17 protein-coding genes, 1 tRNA gene and 2 pseudogenes are annotated in these 19744 nt (G+C 45.1%); 11 read left to right on the forward strand and 9 right to left on the reverse strand.

Annotated features, from left to right (window positions below; all coding sequences use genetic code 11):
* Positions 1-126 (forward strand): annotated as a pseudogene (locus tag RIG27_RS20175) (RNA-guided endonuclease InsQ/TnpB family protein); the annotation flags it as partial.
* A gap of 249 nt (positions 127-375) precedes the next feature.
* Here the strand turns inward: RIG27_RS20175 and RIG27_RS20180 are convergent.
* Positions 376-1593 carry a DUF790 family protein gene (locus RIG27_RS20180; protein ID WP_446348095.1) on the reverse strand — a complete coding sequence of 406 codons (1218 nt, stop codon included), beginning with the start codon at positions 1591-1593 and terminating at the stop codon, positions 376-378.
* A gap of 451 nt (positions 1594-2044) precedes the next feature.
* Here RIG27_RS20180 and RIG27_RS20185 point away from each other — a divergent pair, with 451 nt between their 5' ends.
* Entirely contained in the window at positions 2045-3019 is a 975-nt protein-coding gene (locus RIG27_RS20185) for a tetratricopeptide repeat protein (protein WP_446348097.1), read from the forward strand.
* Between the two features lie 614 nt (positions 3020-3633).
* Here the strand turns inward: RIG27_RS20185 and pckA are convergent.
* Positions 3634-5301, reverse strand: coding sequence for a phosphoenolpyruvate carboxykinase (ATP) (pckA, locus tag RIG27_RS20190; RefSeq protein WP_446348099.1), 1668 nt, complete (start codon positions 5299-5301; stop codon positions 3634-3636).
* 650 nt (positions 5302-5951) lie between these two features.
* A complete protein-coding gene (locus RIG27_RS20195; protein WP_446348101.1) occupies positions 5952-6548 on the reverse strand; it encodes a glyoxalase-like domain protein in 597 nt (198 codons plus the stop codon).
* 289 nt (positions 6549-6837) lie between these two features.
* Here RIG27_RS20195 and RIG27_RS20200 point away from each other — a divergent pair, with 289 nt between their 5' ends.
* Together RIG27_RS20200 and RIG27_RS20205 are read left to right on the forward strand one after the other, a co-directional pair.
* On the forward strand, positions 6838-7506 hold the full coding sequence (locus RIG27_RS20200; protein WP_446343636.1) for an RNA polymerase sigma factor: 669 nt from the start codon (positions 6838-6840) through the stop codon (positions 7504-7506).
* A 45-nt stretch (positions 7507-7551) separates the two neighbouring features.
* Positions 7552-8628, forward strand: a complete 1077-nt coding sequence (locus tag RIG27_RS20205) for a tetratricopeptide repeat protein (protein WP_446348103.1) — start codon at positions 7552-7554, stop codon at positions 8626-8628.
* A gap of 76 nt (positions 8629-8704) precedes the next feature.
* On the opposite strand, the gene RIG27_RS20210 is transcribed toward RIG27_RS20205, so the two are convergent.
* A tRNA-Asn gene (locus RIG27_RS20210) sits at positions 8705-8776 on the reverse strand.
* Between the two features lie 482 nt (positions 8777-9258).
* A complete protein-coding gene (locus tag RIG27_RS20215; protein ID WP_446348105.1) occupies positions 9259-9897 on the reverse strand; it encodes an HAD-IA family hydrolase in 639 nt (212 codons plus the stop codon).
* A 298-nt stretch (positions 9898-10195) separates the two neighbouring features.
* On the opposite strand from RIG27_RS20215, the gene RIG27_RS20220 reads away from it, so the two are divergent.
* The 3 genes and pseudogenes from RIG27_RS20220 to RIG27_RS20230 all read left to right on the forward strand — a co-directional run.
* Positions 10196-10840 carry an ABC transporter permease gene (locus RIG27_RS20220; RefSeq protein ID WP_446348107.1) on the forward strand — a complete coding sequence of 215 codons (645 nt, stop codon included), beginning with the start codon at positions 10196-10198 and terminating at the stop codon, positions 10838-10840.
* 62 nt (positions 10841-10902) lie between these two features.
* Positions 10903-11175 carry a hypothetical protein gene (locus RIG27_RS20225; RefSeq protein WP_446348109.1) on the forward strand — a complete coding sequence of 91 codons (273 nt, stop codon included), beginning with the start codon at positions 10903-10905 and terminating at the stop codon, positions 11173-11175.
* Positions 11172-11279 (forward strand): annotated as a pseudogene (locus RIG27_RS20230) (clan AA aspartic protease); the annotation flags it as partial. The gene RIG27_RS20225 and the pseudogene RIG27_RS20230, both read left to right, overlap by 4 nt.
* On the opposite strand, the gene RIG27_RS20235 reads toward RIG27_RS20230, so the two are convergent.
* Positions 11275-11916 (reverse strand): ABC transporter permease, encoded by a 642-nt coding sequence (locus tag RIG27_RS20235; protein WP_446348121.1) that lies wholly within the window; start codon positions 11914-11916, stop codon positions 11275-11277. The pseudogene RIG27_RS20230 and the gene RIG27_RS20235 overlap by 5 nt on opposite strands.
* 23 nt (positions 11917-11939) lie before the next feature.
* Between RIG27_RS20235 and RIG27_RS20240 the strand changes: the two genes are divergently transcribed.
* The gene (locus tag RIG27_RS20240) at positions 11940-12401 is read left to right on the forward strand and encodes a class II glutamine amidotransferase (protein WP_446348123.1); all 462 of its coding nucleotides are present in this window, start codon (positions 11940-11942) and stop codon (positions 12399-12401) included.
* Positions 12402-12758: 357 nt separating this feature from the next.
* On the opposite strand, the gene RIG27_RS20245 is transcribed toward RIG27_RS20240, so the two are convergent.
* On the reverse strand, positions 12759-12947 hold the full coding sequence (locus RIG27_RS20245) for a hypothetical protein (RefSeq protein WP_446348111.1): 189 nt from the start codon (positions 12945-12947) through the stop codon (positions 12759-12761).
* Positions 12948-13302: 355 nt separating this feature from the next.
* Here RIG27_RS20245 and RIG27_RS20250 point away from each other — a divergent pair, with 355 nt between their 5' ends.
* Positions 13303-14268: a protochlorophyllide reductase gene (locus RIG27_RS20250; protein WP_446343626.1), complete on the forward strand. Its 966-nt coding sequence runs from the start codon at positions 13303-13305 to the stop codon at positions 14266-14268.
* Positions 14269-15115: 847 nt separating this feature from the next.
* Here RIG27_RS20250 and RIG27_RS20255 read toward each other — a convergent pair.
* Both RIG27_RS20255 and RIG27_RS20260 read right to left on the reverse strand, forming a co-directional pair.
* The gene (locus tag RIG27_RS20255) at positions 15116-15700 is read right to left on the reverse strand and encodes a sugar O-acetyltransferase (protein WP_446348113.1); all 585 of its coding nucleotides are present in this window, start codon (positions 15698-15700) and stop codon (positions 15116-15118) included.
* Between the two features lie 111 nt (positions 15701-15811).
* The gene (locus RIG27_RS20260; RefSeq protein WP_446348115.1) at positions 15812-16435 is read right to left on the reverse strand and encodes a type I restriction endonuclease subunit R; all 624 of its coding nucleotides are present in this window, start codon (positions 16433-16435) and stop codon (positions 15812-15814) included.
* A 619-nt stretch (positions 16436-17054) separates the two neighbouring features.
* Between RIG27_RS20260 and RIG27_RS20265 the strand changes: the two genes are divergently transcribed.
* Both RIG27_RS20265 and RIG27_RS20270 read left to right on the forward strand, forming a co-directional pair.
* Entirely contained in the window at positions 17055-17258 is a 204-nt protein-coding gene (locus tag RIG27_RS20265; RefSeq protein WP_446348117.1) for a DNA-binding domain-containing protein, read from the forward strand.
* Between the two features lie 83 nt (positions 17259-17341).
* Complete coding sequence (locus tag RIG27_RS20270) at positions 17342-19501, forward strand: pentapeptide repeat-containing protein (RefSeq protein ID WP_446348119.1); 2160 nt, start codon at positions 17342-17344, stop codon at positions 19499-19501.
* Positions 19502-19744 lie beyond the last annotated feature (243 nt).

The raw sequence follows: 19744 nt of genomic DNA on the forward strand, positions 1-19744 counted from the left end.
AGAGATGTAGCAGCCGCACAAATAGTCTGTATAAGAGGACTTGCAGCCGTGGGACACACGGTCAAGATGCTTTCTGAGGGTAAATTCATTGGAATCCCTACGATGAAAGAATCACCGTCCTTATAGGGCGGTGAGTGTCAACTTTGCTCGGTAGCGGTTAACAACAGAGAGCGCTACCGCACTCATCTTCTTCCCAATCATGCCAATTTCTAGGTTCAGATGCGACAACCTGTAGGTGTTTTTTCAGAGGAGTCGAAATTTGAGGCTGTATCCCTAACTCCTTAAGACGATTGTACAATTTTCTTTGATTCTTTTTACCGTAATCAAATAATCATTTTGAGTTTCAATTCGGTGCGCCCCTACGGAAATCACCGTTCATTGATCTAAAACCTCTAGTACCGCCTTGGGTGATAACTTATCCTTAAACCAAATAATTTGGGCAGGTACACGTTCAAGCTTAACCCCGGCTTTATCCAAATTAAGTCGCTCAGAAATTGCCAAAATCAAATTATCACAAGCCGCCCGCCGGACTTGAGAAAATTTCTTTTGCAGATAGTCGGGACGCCAAAACCCAACAATTTCCAATAACATATCTCGCCCATCGGGATGCACCAGACGAAAATCGGGAATCATCACACTCCCCGGAATCGGAATCAGATCCACTTCTCGCTCCAATATCCACTCCGTTTTCAGCGAGTCCCAACGGTTGGCAAAGGATGCCTCAATCATACTATCGTAAGGCTTACCCGGGGGATAATGAGTGACCAACCCACATTTATCGTTGAGACTGAACCGTCCGGATTTCCACGTTCCCGTGTAGGGATCACGCATTTGTAACGTGGCTTTGAGACTCCAACGGGTAACATGGAGTAGCGCCGGAATCAGTTTCGCGATCGCAAGTCCATAGCGGGTACTGGTTTTAAATAAACTCGCTGGTCCATCTATAGTAATCGTAAACCCATGATCGGCATCGCCTTCGATATACGTCATTAAGCCAAATAACTTTAAATAACGAAACAGTAACTTATACTCTCCCGGTACATTCCGATGAGCATTGAGAATCATCTCAGAGGCTTTGTAGAAAATCCCCTGGACTTGAGATAAGTTGTAACGGTGCAGCAAGGCTTCTGGGGCGGGATCATCAAACTGGGTGAGAATCCGATTTTCCGGCAAATCCGCATACAGCCCTGTGCGAATTTGCGACGGTAGCACCTCTTGGTGTAATTCTTGAGTAAGCGTACTACTGAGGGTTTCTAGGGTAGCTTCTGTAGCAGCGCGACAGGGGAGGGATTGAGCAGATAGGGTAAAAACCCGTTGTCGCAGTTCTTTCGGTTCTAGGGGACTAACGATTTCAAAGGTACTGAAGTTATTTTTGAGCAGATGCGTTAGTCCCCGTTTAAGGCGGTAATCCGGGCTATCCCCTTCTAATTCAGAAAGCTGGCTATTGAGTTTGCCTTGAGTATGACCTACCGCTTCCCGAAAACAGGTAATTAAATCCGTGGCAATATCACAGGTGCGTGGGTTAATCGGTAAGCGCTTGGGGATGATCTCTTCCCCATTTTGTCGATAAATTAACAGTGGTGTGGGTAACATTAGTTATTTGTCATTGGTCAGTGGTCATTAGTCATTGGTCATTAGTTACCACTCAAGTATCCGTTACATAATTTAACTTGATTGGGCGAGAAGTCCCGCGCTATACTTTTACGTCAGCGTTGGGATGAATCGCCAGAGAGAAAAAACTTATTTTTAGAAACTTATGCTTTTCACACATTACCATCAATTACTTGATATGTTATACTAAAGTAAATAGGCTAGAGTTCTAGCCCCAAACCGCGAAAACCAAGCGGCAAAAAAGAGTATTCTGCCTTGGGAACCAGGGCGGCTGCGCGGGTTCTCTTAATAGGAGATAAAGGTTAGATAACTAACCAGAGACGCTGAGTAAGACCGATATACTTTCGGGTATTGAGGCATCGGCGGATGAGACGCGAAGCCTGCATCATAATCTTTGATTTGAATCTTTGATTTGATGTAGGTAGTTCACACTATGAGTACGACATTATCGATGAGGCAGACACCTACTCACACTATCTACAGAGTGCTAGAGTGCAGACCTGATAGCTATAGAGATTGGTTAAATCAAGGGCATGGATTGCGCGATGAAGGGCGCTATGAAGATGCTCTGACCAGCTATAATCGGGCTTTAGACTACAAGCCCCATGATTTTTGGGCGCTGTACTGGCGAGCCGATGTTTTAGATGCCTTGGGACACTACTCGGAAGCGTTAAGCAGTTATGACCAAGCTTTAGCCGAAAAGCCCACTGATTATTGGAGTTGGTGTCAACGCGCCAAGGTACTGCGGGAATTACAACGTTACGAAGACGCGATCGCAAGTTATGATCACGCCCTGGATACTCGACCCGATGACTATTGGGCTTGGTACAATCGGGGACGGGTCGCTCTAGAAGATTTAGATTGGTACAAGGAAGCGATTACCTCCTTTGAGGAAGCCCTGAAGAGTAGACCAACCGATTACTGGAGTTGGTATCGCTTAGGTGACGCCCAGCGGCATTTGGCACGGTATGGAGAGGCAATTGCCAGTTATGAAAAAGCCTTAGAAACCCAACCCGATGATTATTGGGCATGGTACCGACGGGGAGATTCCCTGCGACGATGGGGATGCTTAGAAGACGCCTTAGCTAGCTATGATCGGGCGTTGGAAATCAAACCCACTGACCCCTGGAGTTGGTATCAGCGCGGGGAACTACTACGGAAACTGGCTCGATATCCCGAAGCCGTGGCAAGTTATGAACAGGTATTAGACTCTGATCCAGACGACGAATACGCCTGGTACAATCAAGCCTGCTGCTATGCCTTACTGGGAAATCAGGAAAGTGCGATCGCGAGTTTACAAGCCGCGATTCGCCTGAATCCCAGCGAATATCTCACCTTAGCCCAAACTGACTCAGATTTTGATCATCTACGGGGACATGAGCCGTTTGCCGCGTTGCTCAAGGGGTGATGGGATGATGGGGTGATGGAGCAATTTAAAACTCAACCGATAAATCGAAAAGTTATCGTTATGGGATTGGTCATGGTTCATGGTTCATAGTTCATGGTTCATTGGTCATTTAGGAGCGATCCGCAGCGCATCAATGTCCATGTAGGGGCGACCCGCTTGCATTAATTCTCAACGGTAGTCCACTCAATCCGATCGGGTCGCCCTATGTCCGAAGGTGCAAGCGATCGCGTAAACTATCGCGTAAACTGTTCGGTCATGTTTTGTGATAATCTAGTGAAGTCTAGTCCTTCTATGTGCCCCAGCGCTCTCTCACGCTAGGGTTTCCTCAACTGTTGAAGACAGTCGCGTCTCTACATGCTTCCCCTAGAGGGGTGGGTTTAGTGTAGTTATCGGTTTTTTCCCAAACATTATCGCTAAAGCCTGCCCCTGAAGATAATAATGACCTTAGAAATGACCTTAGAAATGTAGAGACGTAGCATGCTACGTCTCTACACGATTATTGGTTTGCTTCAGTTGACACCAATGACAGCTAGGCATCCTTACCCGTTCAGGTTCTTGTCCGCAACAACCCTACAGTAATCAGTAAAGGTTGTTACGGGAAGACATCGAAACAGTTACTCAAAAACAGGTGCTGCTTCCTTCACTTCACGCGGTGCATTGGGAAACTTCTTGAAGTTGTTCACAAATCGTTTCGCCAAATCCTTCGCTTGCTTCTCATAGGCTTGGGGATCACTCCAGGTATTTTGCGGATCAAGTATGCTGCTGTCAACCCCAGGAACCGTTTCTGGCACTAAAATCTTGAAGATGGGATGGTGATAGAATTTCACTTGTTCTAACTCCCCACTTAACGCCGCTGCAACCATGGCGCGACTGTCTTGAATCCGGATACGTGTACCAACGCCGTAAGGTCCACCCGTCCATCCTGTATTGACTAAATAGACATTGGCATCATGTTTAACCAGTCGTTCAAATAACATCTCGCCGTAAACGGTTGGCGACAGGGGAAGGAACGGTTGACCGAAACAAGCGGAGAATGTGGCTTGGGGTTCCGTAATTCCCCGTTCTGTACCTGCCAGTTTGCTGGTGTAACCTGACATGAAGTGGAAAATTGCCTGATTGTTGGTCAGCTTGGTGATGGGGGGTAATACACCAAAAGCATCGGCGGTAAGGAAAATCACGGTTTTGGGATGACCACCAATACCCGGAATGACACAATTGGGAATATAATCGACCGGATACGCGACTCGTGTGTTTTCAGTGAGGCGACCATCATCATAGTTGGGAATGCGGGTTTCTGGGTCAAGCATCACGTTTTCCATCATTGACCCGAAGCGAATCGCTGACCAAATCTGGGGTTCATTCGTCCGCGACAGCCGAATGGTTTTGGCGTAGCAGCCTCCCTCAAAGTTAAAGACACCTCGTTCTGACCATCCATGTTCGTCATCCCCAATCAGATGCCGTGTGGGATCAGCTGATAAGGTGGTTTTCCCTGTACCCGAAAGTCCAAAGAATAACGCGGTGTTCCCTTTTTTGTCCATGTTGGCGGAACAATGCATGGGCAGAACATCGCGCTTCGTCATCAGATAATTCATGAATGAGAATGCCGACTTTTTGGTTTCACCGGCATAGCGCGAACCGCCGATCAAAACCAGCCGTTTGGCAAAGCTGACGACAATAAAGGCTTCACTATGGATACCATTAATTTCTGGGTCTCCCTGTAAACCAGGAATCGCAATAATTGTTAATTCGTGGTTATGAGTGTTCAGTTCCTCTGGAGTGGGGCGGAGGAACATTTGATGGGCAAACAAATTTTGCGAGGCGAGTTCGTTAATAACTCGTACACCCAGGCGGTATTGCGGATCAACGCCGACATATCCATCAAAGATAAACAGATCTCTGCCTTGCAAATAAGCCAACATCTGTTTATAGAGTAAGTCAAATTTTTCCTGGGAGATGGGAACGTTGACTTTATTCCAGTTCACTTCCTCATGCAGCCCTGGCTCATCAACGATGAATTTATCCGCAGGAGAACGTCCGGTGTATTTGCCTGTTTCTACACAAAGAGCGCCATTGGCAGCGAGAACGCCTTCATGACGTTTTAGGGATTCTTCAATAAGCTGGGGAACCGGGAGATTGTGATACAGATGACCAAGGTTCCTTAACCCCAGGGATTCTAGACCATAATGCTCATCATTCATGTGAGGATTGACTTCAGATAATGTTTGATAGACGTGGTTCAACGTTTTCAGTTCAGATTCCAATTCGTAACTCTTTTCATTCATATCAGCACCTTCTACACTCTATCAGCGTGAACTTGCGTTTGCCATAAGAAATATTTCCTAGGTTTATTTGTATCAGAAAAATCGTGTTGTATTTTACTAATTCACAATTATTTAAATTAGTTAATATTTTTTCTTTATTTTTTGTAAACAAAAATTAGTGTCAGTCTTCTTAGTGCTTAAACTCTAAAATTTGTCAAGCTTAAATCGGGCAAATATCAACGTTTAATGACAATTTAGATTGGCTAATTATCCGAAATATACTAGGCTGGCAAAAATTATAATACACTATTGTCGGAACAGATCAATGTTCCTTGGTTGATCATGGCTGATCAACTTAACGGCAACGACGCGATCGCCACTGAACAACGGCTCGACCCAAAATCCTACCAAATGGTAACATTCGCTACTTATACCTCCCTTTTATGACGAGGTGCGGGTTTTGTTGAGAGGTTATCGGTAGGATTCCACCATTAAACGGCTCGCGCCCGCCCCGACAATTGACAGACTAGACTTTCCGGTGGAATGTCTCTACTTCTTCCCCACCGCTAGCTGTGGAAAGATAAAAAAAAGTGACGAGAGTAAAACTAATCGTCGCGGATTTGATGAAAACCCTTTCATTCCTTCACCGCTTAAGCGATAATCATCATGCCTTAATTCGAGACTTCAGCCATTTCAATAACGCGCCCCTCTAAATCCTTGACTAAAAAATTCAACGGTTTTTGAGCGCGAACCTTATACTTGAGGCGTCGCATTTGTACCCGCATCAACACTTGTTCTAAGCAATCATGATCAAAGCAGACATGGCGGTGTCGATTTTTATTCCCATAGCTGGCACCGGAAATGACATGGAGTTGGGTATTTTTTTTTAGCTGATACCAAAGTCCCTCGGTTCCTTGTAGTTGAGTCGCACTCGTGGTTCCGGTATTGGTGGATAGATAGAGGGGATCGATCCCTGTTGCACCTAGGGTTTGCTCATAGTTGTAGTAGTAATGTAGGGGAACTTCCGCTGCGGACAATTCCAGCAAGCCTTCGTAAAACTGCCGTGCCACCTCCAAATCAGACACCATAATGGTATGTACTTTTGGCGCACTGGTGAGAAACATCCACATCGCCACCGCGTAAGCTGCCAAGAGCATAACCATAATGCCTTGGGTGGAAAAAAGGCTATCTAATGGCAGAGACGGTAAAAAAGCACCCAAAGGCAGGAGCGGTAGTCGAAAGGCAATAATATCAACTGATAGAATCATTCTGACAAGCTATGTTGAGTTGATTTAAGTTTGATGAATCGGTTGTCCTGTTACAGGTTTATGATGAATACCATCTGATGTCCTACAGATGTTACTAGATGTTACTAATTTTAGCTAAGCTCAACAAGCTATGCTAATCCTCTGGTACGTATAACTTACACGCTAAGTATGACAGGCATCAGCAACTCACCGTTAAATCCTTGACCAAAGGGATAACACCGGCATAAGGGAGGCATCTACTTGAGCGTTAACGCCGCGCATTCGGAATTCTAGCTAGAACGTAAAGACTGTGCATATTCCACATTTTTCTGAATCCAACCATCCGCTAGTCAAATCCCTGTTTCACTACAGCGATCGCGAATTGGTGACGCTGTTTCAGCGCTATCCGGAACAGGGCAAGTATTTCACGGCGATTTTTTGCCGCTATAGTCCGATAGTCTATACCTTAATTCGTCATTCGGCGCGATCGCCTGTGCAAGCTGACTACCTCTTTGCCCTTACTTGGCGTCATATTTTCTATGAATTGCGGGGAATGGATTTCATCAAAGAGGCGGCGAGTGAATCCAATACCTTCCAAAGCTGGCTGATTAACATGACAGCCGTCTGCATCAATCAAGCGGAGTTACCCCCAGTGGAGTCTATTCACTATACCCTGCAAGCCGCACCACCGCCATTATGGTGTTACCTGGAGGCGGCATTAGAGCAGTTACCTGCGCTCATGCGGTTAATCATCATCATGGCGTTAACCTTTAAGTGGAGTGAAACCCGCATCGCTGCTTATTTACAAGCCGAAGGCGAAGCGATCGCACCCGCTCAAGTCAGACGTCAACTCCAGCAAGGGTATCAGCTATTAGAGGCAAACTTACCCGATGATATTCGCGAGATTTACTTACAGGAAGCGCAGGAAGCGGTGGATCATGCCGATGGCAAGTCCGAATCCAAGGCTGTCCCCGTTTAAACTAAAGATAGAAATTTTTTATCCCGATCAAAAAATCTCCCGATCATGAACAGAGGATATCTCTCGGTGAAGGTGATTCGTCGCACAGCGATGGCTCTGATTTCTGGGGCGGTACTGCTGGCGAGTAACCCGGCTCAAAGTCAAACCGTCTCCAATGACACGGGTTTTGACTTACAAGATCAATTAACAATTCCCTTAGATAGCACGATTCAACGGGAAGCACGAAATGAGGCAGATGTACTGTTGCGGTTAGGAGGAGAGGCAAAACGCCAAGCAAATTTACAAAAAGCGATCGCCTATTGGCAACAGGCGTTGGATCTTTATCAAAAAATTGGCGATTTTGAAGGACAGGGCTTAGCTTACAATTATATCGGTCTCGCTTACGCTGATTTGGGACGCTTTTCCCAAGCCGAAGAGTCTCTGCGCCGTCGGTTAGGGGTTGCTCGTTTCCTCCAAGATTTTCAGGGACAAATTTATGCATTGAATAACGTGGGTACTGTACTGGTACAATCAAATGATCTGAACGCTGCTCAAGAAAGCTTTGCTGAAGCTCTAACCATTGCTCGCACAGTAGGCGATCGCGAAGGGGAAGGACTTAGTTTAAGCAACCTGGGTTTAGTCGCGGCTCGTGCGGGTGATTATTTAGAGGCGATTAAGCAGTATAAAGCGGCGATAACCTTGCGGCGGCGATTAGGCGATCCCTTGGGAGAGGCAAATACTCGTAATAATTTAGGGGATGCCTATTTCGCGATCGCCTCCTACAAAGATGCAATTGGCTCCTATCGCTATACTTTACAACTGGCACAAGATAGCCAGGATATTTCCAATCAGTTTCGCGCCTTGCGGGGATTAGCGAAATCCTACAGCATCATTGGTCCAGATTTGCTGGCGATTCGATACCTGAATCAGCATCTCGCCTTAGCCCAAGAACAGGAAAGCTTAAGCCGAGAGCTAGTTACACTGAGATTATTTGCCGAATTTTACCTCGCCAGAGGCAATGTAGTGAAAGCGAAGCAATTTTACGAACAAGCGATCGCTCTTGCCAATGCGATCGGTGAGACTCAGCAAGAAGCCTTATTACGAAATCAGTTAGCCCAACTCCTTTATGATCGAGGAGAGTGAACTTCTATTTTTCCCAACGTTCCCAACGCCGAGCAACAACTTTGGTGTTGGGCATCTACAATAAGTTATTGATTAACTCCCCAGGCCGGATTCGAACCAGCGACCAATCGGTTAACAGCCGACCGCTCTACCACTGAGCTACTGAGGATCATGACTTCAATGCTTGCCACGATTACTAATCTTACCCACTAAAGGGATGATTTGGCAAGTCCTTTGGCAAAATTTTTTTTAGAGCATCCGCTGTTACGCCTTCGGTTTTCCAGTCATACCTGTAATTTCTCGCCATAAAAAATGCTGTAACCCCTTTGGTTAAAGGATTTCAGCTAATATTGTTTCTTCACTTCATTGCCGATGTGTCAAGCAGCGCGATCGCGGATCTATACTCAATCGAGATCAACTCCCCCTGTTTTGATCGGGGACAAGGCAGAAGAAAAAGGCTCCAAGACACGAGGAAACAGTAGTGCGAGCGTCTCGCTCGCTAAGTGACAGCGTTAACCCGCCAGGAATTCATACCAAGTTGTGTTCAAAGGTAGCAGATAGAGTAGATGGGGAGATGGGGTGAGAGAGAGATGGACAGACGCATCTCTCTCCTGCTATTGCCTATTGCCTATTGCCTTTTTCCATATAAACTTAATCCCATTGTGCGATAATGTTTAATACATCACCAGGATGGTCAACTAAAAAATCAGGATTGTATTGGTTTAATACACTGAACGAATTAAATCCCCAAGTTACGGCTATCACCTTTATGTTAATCTTCTTGGCGGCGGAGATATCTCGCGTTTCATCTCCTATATACATAAGAGAGTTAGATTGAAAGTAGTGATATTTGATCAAGTTTATTAAAGCGCGTGATTTACCGAAAATTGAAGGCTCTGAACAAATAAAACTAAAAAAACAGTCTAAACTATGTATCTTTAGGAATTCCTTAACATTGTCTTCGCTGTTTGAGGTTAAGATGCCGATAATTTTTCCTTGATTTTTCAACTCCTTTAACAACTCAGGGATTCCAGCAACAGGCTTGAACGATTCAATATCCTGATGTAATTCTGATTGAATCCGCTTCAGCAAAAAAGGAATCTTGAATAATGGAACTCCTGATTCTTTAATAATCTGGCGAGCGCTTAAATTTCTAACTCTCTCAATATCTGATGGCATCAACGGTTTATATCCAAAGTCGTCCGCTAAACGGTTCGCGATCTGGACGATCGCGTTGAAAGTATCCGCTAAAGTGCCATCAAAATCAAAAACAATGACTTTTATACTCATGAGTTGGTTCCGACAATTGACAATAACCGAAATGTCAACAGATGCCTCAAAATCTATCTAGACATCCCGCTGAAACACCAACGTCGGAACATCTCAGTTTCTTGTCCAAGATTTTTTCCGAATTCCGTAAGCGTAGGATCTATAGTGCAGGGAAAGATAAAAAACTTGACATGACAGCATGAAAACCAAGTAAAATCCTGGTTGTAGGGATAAACACTGGGGCAGATAGCCTGATCACTACAGCCACTGGCACGGGCAGAATGACTGTATGATAAACGTTAATGGCTAAAAAACTCAAATGTTTCAGAAATTTACTGAAGTCCTCAATTATATTGCTAGTCATCCAGACAACTTTAGGGAAGCCCTAGGGCAACATCTACTATTGGTACTCGTGCCACTGACAATCAGCTTGGTGCTGGGTTTACCGTTAGGGCTGCTGAGTGCGCGATCGCGCACTGCCTCAACTGTCTTGATTAATACCGTCAATGGCTTACGAGTCATTCCCAGCTTAGCGATTTTATTCGTTGCCATTCCCTATTTGGGGCTAAGTTTCAAATCGGCGGCGGTAGCGTTGACACTTTTAGCACTACCACCGATTTTGATCAGCACAGATGTTGCCTTTCGCACTATTGAACCCACTATCATCGAAGCCGCCAAAGGGATGGGGATGTCTCCTAGGCAAATTCTGCAACAAATCGAAATCCCGTTAGTTTTACCCGTAATTATTGCTGGGATTAAAACCGCGACAGTTGAAGTGATTGCCAGTGCGACTCTGGCTGCTTTTATTGGTGCAGGGGGATTGGGAAGTTTTATTGTATTGGGGTTTGCGCTTTATGATCAAAGCATTCTATTAGTTGGTGCCATTCCAGTGGCAATATTGGCATTAGTGGCGGAGGTGAGTTTGACTGCTTTACAACGATTGACATCCTCACACAGCGTTTGAAACTCTCCGACTCTAAAGAGACGATATAATAATTAAAAAAGCACCAAGCAGGTATAGTTATAATGCAGGCTATTTTTTGGAGTGTAGAAGAAGTTGCCCACAGAGCTAAACAATTTTACGAAAATGGCATTCGTCAACAAGTTGAGTATGGCGATAACATTGGCAAAATGATTGTAATTGATTCTGAAACAGGCGAATATGGAATTGATAAAACTGGCGTAGAAACAGCATTAAAATTAAAGCAAAATAAACCAAACGCAAGGTTATTTACGATGCGGATTGGTTATGATGTTGCGGTTAGCTTTGGTGGTGCGATTGAGCGTACTGTTAAATGATTTACGGCAGATTGATTGATGGCAAAGCGATAGTACCAGTAGTTTTTCGTTTATCGACACAACCTGATTTTTCTTTAGATTTTGTTATCGATACTGGATTCAACCCTCACTCATCAGCTTGATTTTTCGTTGCGGATTCGATAGCCATTGTAATCCTAACAAGATACCATTTAAAGCAAATGCCAGAATCGCCACGGTAATTGCCCCCGCCCAAATCTTATCGTAGCGACTCTGAGAAACCCCATCAAACAGGAGGACTCCCAATCCTCCCGCCCCAAACTTAGCACCAATTGTGGAAATCGCGATCGCGACAATGGTTGCCAAACGGATTCCAGCAATACCAATGGGTAAAATTAGGGGAACTTGTACCCACCACCAGCGTTGCCAAGCATTCATCCCCATCCCGCGTGCGGCTTCTAAAATTTTCGGATCAATCGATTGTAAGGCGACTAAAAAATTGCGGACTAGAATCACCTGGGTATAGAGAATCATCGCTACCACGACTGATTGGCGATTTAACCCCAAAAGTGGTACAAGCAGAATAATTAGCGCCAGACTGGGTATGGTGTAGAGGATGCCCAGAATACCCACGACTGGGATACTCAGCCAACGGTAGCGAGTGATCAGCACCGATAACGGCAGTGCGATCGCGATCGCAATCAGTACGGCTAAACCCGTCATCTGGAGATGTTCGAGCAGTAATTGAATAATATCTTCAGGATTTTTAATAATATAGTTCATCACTGGACTATCGCACTTTATTCATTCACAATGGTTTTATCGGACGATTCCGCCAAACGCTCTATCGACCCATTCGCGATCGCCTGAGTGATGAAATTTACCAGTCAATCTACGGTACGACTGATTCTGAGCATATTTTTGCCCTCCTTGTCAATGAACTCCAAACGGTTCCCGATTCTTCCTTAGAGAAAGCTTTATCCCAAACCTTGATCCAGTTGACCCAATTAGCCGAATCCTACCACGTCAACTTTTCTGCCAATGTGATTATCAGTGATGGGCATAGCCTCGTTGCTAGTCGCTACGCATCGGGTAGCAGTGCGCCCACCCTATACTGGTTACGGGATGATCCTAATTACCCTAACGCTGTCCTCATTGCCTCTGAACCCTTATTTGCGGGGAATTGGCACAGTTGCCCAACCAATAGCCTGCTGGTGGTTAAAGAGGATTTGGAAGGGGAGCATCAATCAATTCTAAAGAACGGATAATGTCATGGAACTTGACCTATTCCAGAGGCTGCTGATGCACCGCCGTCTCAATGCCGTTGCAGTTTGTGTTATTCTAATAAATACCTACCATCTCATTTTTCTCAACCCAGCGCTCTCTCACGCTCGGGTTTTCTTAGATGTCTAACTAAGTCGAATAGGCATAGGTTGAGTTCTATAGCTTAGCTCTTAAGATTAGTTTGAGATAAGTCCAGGGTATTTTTTTCAGGCTTCACTATCTTTTAACAGTATTGCGGAATCCCGTTATCTGGTGGGATTCCTGCATTCTAGATGCCTGCACTTATCGCCTCATACCCTAGGTTTATTCATTACTCTCACCGTGCCGAAGACAACTCCTGATTAGCTACGCCAATCGGGAAATTGACCCTGAAGACAGGCAGCGATTTCATCGTTCCAGTCGTCTTCTATTTGGGTAATCCACGCCTCAAACTTATCCTCAGTTTTTGAGTTGAACATTTTGTACCGTAGTTTTAACGACAATTTATCTCCGTTCCGAGATTGGTTATGAGAGAGTTGGTAATAAGTCATTATTAATCTTCCGATAATTATTAATTAACTACAAGTCACGGATTTTCTAAACTTCTTTTAACAAATATATTGAATTGTAAAGAAAAGATCTAGGCATTGAATAACACAACCCAGGTGATGATTGGCGAGAAGATAGGTGATACTGTATGGTCTGGATAAGTAATTTCAATGAAGCGTAAGCGTGACTAGACAGAATCCCTTTGGTGAGCGAGGTCACAAATTTTACCTCTGCCTCTCTACCCAATCCATCGGAAACTTTTTTGATCAACTGGATCTCCTCAACTGTAAAATCGGTAGATCAGTGGGATGAGATCCTAGAAAGCAGTTAACGGTGGTTAACGGAGTTTTAAAGCCAATGGAACAACATCAGAAATCAACGGTTGTAATTACGGGTGCATCGTCAGGGGTGGGTTTATATGCTGCCAAAGCCCTGGCGCAACGGGGAAACTGGCATGTGGTGATGGCTTGTCGGAATTTAGAGAAAGCCCAAAACGCTGCCCAAGAAGTGGGTATGCCGGAGGACAGCTACACGATTATGCATATTGATTTGGGTAGCTTAGAGAGTGTGCGCCAGTTTGTGAGCAAATTCCGGGAAAGCGGCAAATCCTTAGATGCCTTGGTTTGTAATGCTGCCATTTATATGCCCTTACTCAAGGAACCCCTGCGATCGCCAGAAGGGTATGAGTTGAGCGTTGCCACAAATCACCTGGGACATTTTCTCTTGTCTCATCTGATGCTAGAGGATTTGAAGCATTCCTCGGCTGAGTCTCCCCGGCTGGTTATTTTGGGAACGGTGACTCACAATCCCGATGAATTGGGTGGAAAGATTCCACCGCGTCCCGACTTAGGGGAACTCAAGGGGTTTGAAGCGGGATTCAAAGAGCCTCACTCGATGATTGACGGCAAAAAGTTTGAACCCGTCAAAGCCTACAAAGACAGCAAAGTCTGTAACGTTCTGACTATGCGAGAACTGCATCGGCGTTATCACGAATCAACAGGTATCGTCTTCAGTTCGCTTTATCCAGGATGTGTGGCGGATACACCCCTGTTCCGCAATCACTATCCCCTGTTTCAGAAAATCTTTCCCTTGTTCCAGAAACACATCACGGGTGGGTATGTGTCCCAGGAGTTAGCAGGTGAACGGGTTGCTGTCGTCGTTGCCGATCCTGAATATAGCCAATCCGGTGTCTATTGGAGCTGGGGGAACCGACAGAAGAAAGAGGGTAAATCCTTTGTGCAGAAGGTTTCTCCCCAAGCCCGCGATGATCAAAAAGGGGAACGGATGTGGGAGTTAAGCGCCAAGTTAGTCGGAGTTGCTTGATGGGAGATTAAGCTGTCACCCATTTAAATTGGGAATGGGTTGCGAGCAAGATGCTCACCCTAGAAGGATTTCACCATTATTGAGATTAAGGTTGAAATCCCAAACAGCTTAGGTGTCAACGTTCGTCCCAATTACTCCATATCATGAGTCGGGGTGATTCATAAATTGCCCCGACTATAATTCGGGGTTACTGAATAAGTCTTGTGGTGGGGATCGGGAATAGGGAACACCTCGACTTCGCTCGGTGTGTCATGGGCAATGGGCAATGGTTTCAACGGGCATAAAATATTAAGAAATATTAACAAGTGTCAACTCCTGACTGTTCTCTATTCCCGGTTTTCTGTTCCCTTGTCCATGTCTTGACGATTTAATCGAAGAAATAATACAGTGTATTACGAAAGCGTTGACAATTCTTGTATCCTTTTCTACCATAGTCAATATTCCTTCTAAAGAAGGTTGCTTAGATGTATTACAGTAAAGGAATTTACTCTCACAGCTAGAAGAAAATTCCATTGCTGTGAACGATTGATGTTGACGGTATTTAGATAGGGCGCATTTATCCAACCAGCCGTTAGGTTGTTCAAGCTTTGTGTTTTTAATCTAGACAAAGTTTTGTAGAACGGCAAAACCTGTTTGAGTGGAGCAATTCGTTGAACAAGATAGCTCTACGCGAACAGGTACTGGTAAGTGAAACTTTAGTGATAGCAGATGGATGTTAGGGTGCATTTTCAGATTTATGTGACGTGTTTGATAAGGGTCTTTATTTAATCAACGCCACTGATAGATAAGAATACGCGATCGCTGTTTATTCTCTTTCAACAAGAGAGAGCGATCGCTTTTTTTTGGGTTAAACTTCTAAGATTGGAGGTTGAGTTGGACTCACTTGTCGAATAACCCGACAGGGGTTTCCCGCTGCGATAACATTGGCGGGAATACTTTTGGTCACAACGCTACCCGCACCAATGGTTGTGTGATCGCCAATGGTGACACCTGGACAAATAATTGCACCGCCACCAATCCAGACATTATTGCCAATTTTAATCGGGGCGGCGAGTTCGCGTCCAGTTAATCTTTGGGCGGGATCGGTGGGATGATAGGCGGTATAGATCTGCACATAGGGACCACATAACAGGTTATCGCCTAGGTGAACTGTATTACAGTCGAGAATCACACAGCCATAGTTCATATAGAGATTATCGCCAACATAGATATTACTGCCATAATCACAGTAAAAGGGAGGACTAATTTGAGGATTAGATCCCAGCTTGCCAAATAAGTTTTGTAAAAGGTGCGATCGCGTTTCTACTTCGTCTTCAGTTGTGGCATTGTACAAGCGGGTGAGATGACAGGCTTGATTGTGTAATGCTTTTAATTCAGGGTCAGATGCTAGATATAGCTCTCCCGCTAACATTTTTTGTTTTTCGCTCATCATAAACCTGTTTGTCCGTGTCTCCAGAACACCATTTATTGTAAGCGCTACCTGTAGGGGCACGGCAATGCCGTGCCCCTACCATAAATGGCGTTTGTGCTTAACAGTTTTATTCTATTCTATGAGTCTTTTTAAAATCTGAATCACCCGATGCAGTTGGTTTTCACGGCGAGTTGAAAGGGTAAATTTATCAGATAAATCATATTCTTTTTGCTGAGGGTCTAGTTTGACAAAAAGGTAATCTTCTCCGGTGGTGATTAAACCATAAGCAGGATTCTCGGTTGTCGGGTTAGACATCATGTAGGCGAGGGTTTGGGGTAAAGCTTGCATCACACTAAAACCATAGCGTTTGGTTTCTAAAAGAATTAGCCACAATCGCTCCTGCATGACTAAAATATCAATGAGTCCTTCTAGGATTTGGTCTTTGTCTTCGATTTCAATTTTGATGTATTTTTCCCCTTTGATGAGATAGGGGGGATCGTACAAGCCTAATAGTTCTAGAATTGGAGCAATTATAATTAGGTTTACGGTACTTTCGGTAATCGCACCTTCGGCTTGGTAATAACGATAGCGGGTTCGTAGGCGATCGCACTTTTCAATTTCCCCTAGGCTGAGTTCTGGCAAGGGTTCTAGCCATTCGGGGAAGAAGGTTGGGTTGGTTGTCGGCTGCAATTGAAAGGTATGATGCGCCTGGTTTAAGTTTGTAATCGCTTTGGTAACACCAATAACCTGGGGCATGGCATAGATTTCAGATAAAGAGGTGATTTCTCTGGGAGTTGGCGACGCCTGCGCGTTCTTTTATTGTAGGGGGTGATTGTCAACCTGTAAGCCGAATCCGTCTTTGATGCAATGGCGACTGGAAGTCGCAGCTACACAAACAAAGTCCGCCTGCGCGGACTAGATTATATAGCATTACACTCTAAGGTTAGGACAAAAAAAGAAAAATTTAAATCGCTCAATCCCTTGATGAGTCAGTGTTTTTCTTCAAAGAAAGCCTATGACACACCGAGCGAAGTCGAGGTGTTGCCTATTGCCTATTGCCTAGCGCGTAGCGCTATAAAGGGGATAGCTAACCCGGATTTGGTATAAGCCGAATCGGGGCGATGAATTCGGATTTTCTGGGATAGGGCTTGGTTACCAAGCCCCTACGACGGTTGGTGCTAACTGAAAACTCGGATTCTGAACCCTACATCCTCTACAGGATAAGGCTTGCAGCGGAATGACTCAACGGGTGCGATCGCTTTGATGGGCAAGGGGTTAGGGTGAAACGTTTAAGATTTGATACAAGCCTCTTGTCAAATTCCGCTAGGCATTTGCTAGATTAAAATATCTTTTTCCGGTTTTCCAGATGAACTCAGTGCAACTCGGTATACGCATTCCTACCCATCTCAACCAACGTCTGACTGACTACATTGAACGCACGGGGTTGTCAAAGACGGAGGTGGTGATTAATGCCTTGGCGTCTTATATGGGGTGTAGTGAGGAGATTCCTCTGAATGAACGAGTGGCGTCTCTGGAGGCGAAGGTGATGGTGTTGGAAGGGTTGGTTAAGGGAGGCTAATGTTCAGCAACCTGTTGGCAGAAAGGACTAACAGTTAACCCTAGACAATATTCTTAGTCATACTGACACCGAAAGCGAATGGCATGAAAGCTGATGAGGTTCTGAGACGATATGCAGCCGGGGAGAGGGATTTTCGCCGTGTAAATCTGCGTGGTCAATCGTTCAAGGGTATAAATCTCGTCGGTGCAGATTTTAGTGAGGCGGATATCCGGGGGGCAAATTTTACTAATGCTTATCTCAGTGGTGCTAAGTTCTGCGGGGCGGAGGCTGGATTGCAGAGGTGTTGGGCAGTTTTCTTCGTCATTATCTCTTGGCTGCTATCGTCAGTCTCAGGATATCTCTCAGGAGTGGCTGGTTATTTGGTGGGGCTGATATTTTACAGCTCCAGTATAAAGGATCAGATCTCAGGCTGGGTCACTTTAATAATAATTCTTTCCTTCTTTTTCATTACTATTCGCCAAGGTATAGGGCTAGTTTTAGGAGTCGTCGCCGGAGCCGTGACAATCGCAGTCGCTATTGCAGTTGTCATCACTGGAGATATCACCTTTGAGAGCGCCGGAGTCGTCGCTGGAGCCATCGCCTATGCTGTTGTTGGAGCCGTGGCCTTCGCCGGAGCCGTGGTATTCGCCGGAGCTATTGCCTTCGCCGGAGCTGTAGTATTCGCCGGAGCTATGGCCTTCGCCGGAGCCGTCACCGGAGTCGTCAACGGAGCCGAAGCCGAAGCCGTCGTTGGAACCGGAGCCTATGCCGTCGCTGGAACCTTAGCCTTCGCCTTCACATTAATTAGTGCTTACTTCGGTTGGCAAGCCATCAAAGGAGATAAGAAATATGCGCTTATTCGTATGATCGTGATCGCCTTTGCCGCTACAGGAGGAACCAGCTTTAGGCGTGCTAACTTGACTAATGCCGATTTTACAAGAGCTAGGCTCAAGAGTACAGATTTCAGAAAAGCTATCCTCACCAGTACCCGTTGGCGCGATGCTAGCAAACTTGACCTCGTGCGTCCTGGAACGAGTTATTTGAGTAGTGTATCAGTCAGGGAATTGGTCAGGACGCTCCGGGGACAGGATAAAAACTTTGACCAACTTTCCCTGCGAGGGGTCAACCTACAGGGAGCGAATCTGGCTGATGCTAGCTTCATCAGAGCTGATTTAAATGAAGCCAACTTGCAAGATGCTGACTTATCTAGAGCCAAACTGATACAAACCCAATTAGATGAGGCTCATTTAACGGGTGCAACGCTCACGGGAGCCACGATTGAAGATTGGGGTATCACAAGGAGTACAAAATTGCATGGGATTATATGTCAGTATGTCTTCATGCGCTTACCTACTAAAGATGACCCCAATCAACGTCGCAAACCGGATAACTGGGAAGAGGAGTTTGAAGATGGGGATTTTGCTAATTTTATTAAACCAATAGTTGATACTCTAGATTTCTATCATAACCAGGGAGTTGACCCTCGCGCCATTGCAATTTCTTTCAAGCAGTTAGCTGAAAAGAACCCAGAGGCTGAGTTAGAGATTGTGGCGATGGAGAAACGGGGTAAAGATAAATTCTTACTCCGTGCAGCAACTGCTCCTGACGCTGACCATTCTAAGCTGAATGCTGAGTATTTTACGACTTATAATCAGATCAAAGCCTTAGCTGAGGCAGAAGTACAGGCATTACTCGCTGAGAAAGATAGCCGAATTTCCAGTTTAGAGACTATGGTAGAGACGGCGCTACAGCGTCCAAACTTTTATGCAAGCAATCAAATACAAGAGGTAACGAATATGACAAGCAATCCTGGTGGATTTTCTGTGGGTGGTTCTGTCGGCGGCAATATCAGTAACCTTCAAGGTGACCATAACCTTCAAGGTGATAATAACCAAACTGTTCAAGGTAACCATAACCAAGTAACCCAAGGTCAAGGTTCTGTAACGGCTGAGGAACAGTTCACAAAAGCTGATGTTATTAAGCTATTAGCAGAACTCGACAAGCTGGTTCGAGCAGCAGAACTTCCGGAAGGTACCAAAGAAGAAGCCACCATGTATCTTGGTGCTGCTAAAAAAGCAACGGAAAAAGAGGAACCGAAGAAAGAAACCGCACTCGCTAACATGGAAAGTGTGGCAGAAACTCTTGAAACCGCGAGTAAGACGGTTGACCTCGGTAAAAATTTCTGGGATACAGCCAAGCCAATTATCTCTAAAGTTGCGGGTTGGTTAGGTGCGGCTGCTGGTTCTTCTCTCCTGGGTTTATAAACTAATTCATGAACCAGTTACCTGATTACAATTCCAAGGAACAACAGCCTGATGTGAATTCATCAGTTGAGCATCAGGCTGATAATTTTCAGGTGGATGGGGATACAGCGCTTTGCGCTATATCATAGTACAATTGATGAACAGAGATTAAGGCGTTGGATAGCCAATGAAAGCATATTCAGTAGATTTCAGAGAAAAAATAGTCAAAGCTCATTTAGTAGAAAAAAGCTCAATTAGACATGT

This window comes from Coleofasciculus sp. F4-SAH-05 (assembly GCF_040222985.1).
Lineage (GTDB): Bacteria > Cyanobacteriota > Cyanobacteriia > Cyanobacteriales > Coleofasciculaceae > Coleofasciculus > Coleofasciculus chthonoplastes.

Excerpts from the sequence above, each read along its gene's own strand:
- pckA (WP_446348099.1), bottom strand. The coding sequence starts at position 5,301 with ATGAATGAAAAGAGTTACGAATTGGAATCTGAACTGAAAACGTTGAAC.
- RIG27_RS20205 (WP_446348103.1), top strand. The coding sequence starts at position 7,552 with ATGAACAGAGGATATCTCTCGGTGAAGGTGATTCGTCGCACAGCGATG.
- RIG27_RS20225 (WP_446348109.1), top strand. The coding sequence starts at position 10,903 with ATGCAGGCTATTTTTTGGAGTGTAGAAGAAGTTGCCCACAGAGCTAAA.
- RIG27_RS20220 (WP_446348107.1), top strand. The coding sequence starts at position 10,196 with ATGTTTCAGAAATTTACTGAAGTCCTCAATTATATTGCTAGTCATCCA.
- RIG27_RS20180 (WP_446348095.1), bottom strand. The coding sequence starts at position 1,593 with ATGTTACCCACACCACTGTTAATTTATCGACAAAATGGGGAAGAGATC.
- RIG27_RS20185 (WP_446348097.1), top strand. The coding sequence starts at position 2,045 with ATGAGTACGACATTATCGATGAGGCAGACACCTACTCACACTATCTAC.
- RIG27_RS20260 (WP_446348115.1), bottom strand. The coding sequence starts at position 16,435 with ATGCCCCAGGTTATTGGTGTTACCAAAGCGATTACAAACTTAAACCAG.
- RIG27_RS20235 (WP_446348121.1), bottom strand. The coding sequence starts at position 11,916 with ATGAACTATATTATTAAAAATCCTGAAGATATTATTCAATTACTGCTC.
- RIG27_RS20245 (WP_446348111.1), bottom strand. The coding sequence starts at position 12,947 with ATGACTTATTACCAACTCTCTCATAACCAATCTCGGAACGGAGATAAA.
- RIG27_RS20215 (WP_446348105.1), bottom strand. The coding sequence starts at position 9,897 with ATGAGTATAAAAGTCATTGTTTTTGATTTTGATGGCACTTTAGCGGAT.
- RIG27_RS20250 (WP_446343626.1), top strand. The coding sequence starts at position 13,303 with ATGGAACAACATCAGAAATCAACGGTTGTAATTACGGGTGCATCGTCA.
- RIG27_RS20255 (WP_446348113.1), bottom strand. The coding sequence starts at position 15,700 with ATGATGAGCGAAAAACAAAAAATGTTAGCGGGAGAGCTATATCTAGCA.
- RIG27_RS20270 (WP_446348119.1), top strand. The coding sequence starts at position 17,342 with ATGAAAGCTGATGAGGTTCTGAGACGATATGCAGCCGGGGAGAGGGAT.
- RIG27_RS20195 (WP_446348101.1), bottom strand. The coding sequence starts at position 6,548 with ATGATTCTATCAGTTGATATTATTGCCTTTCGACTACCGCTCCTGCCT.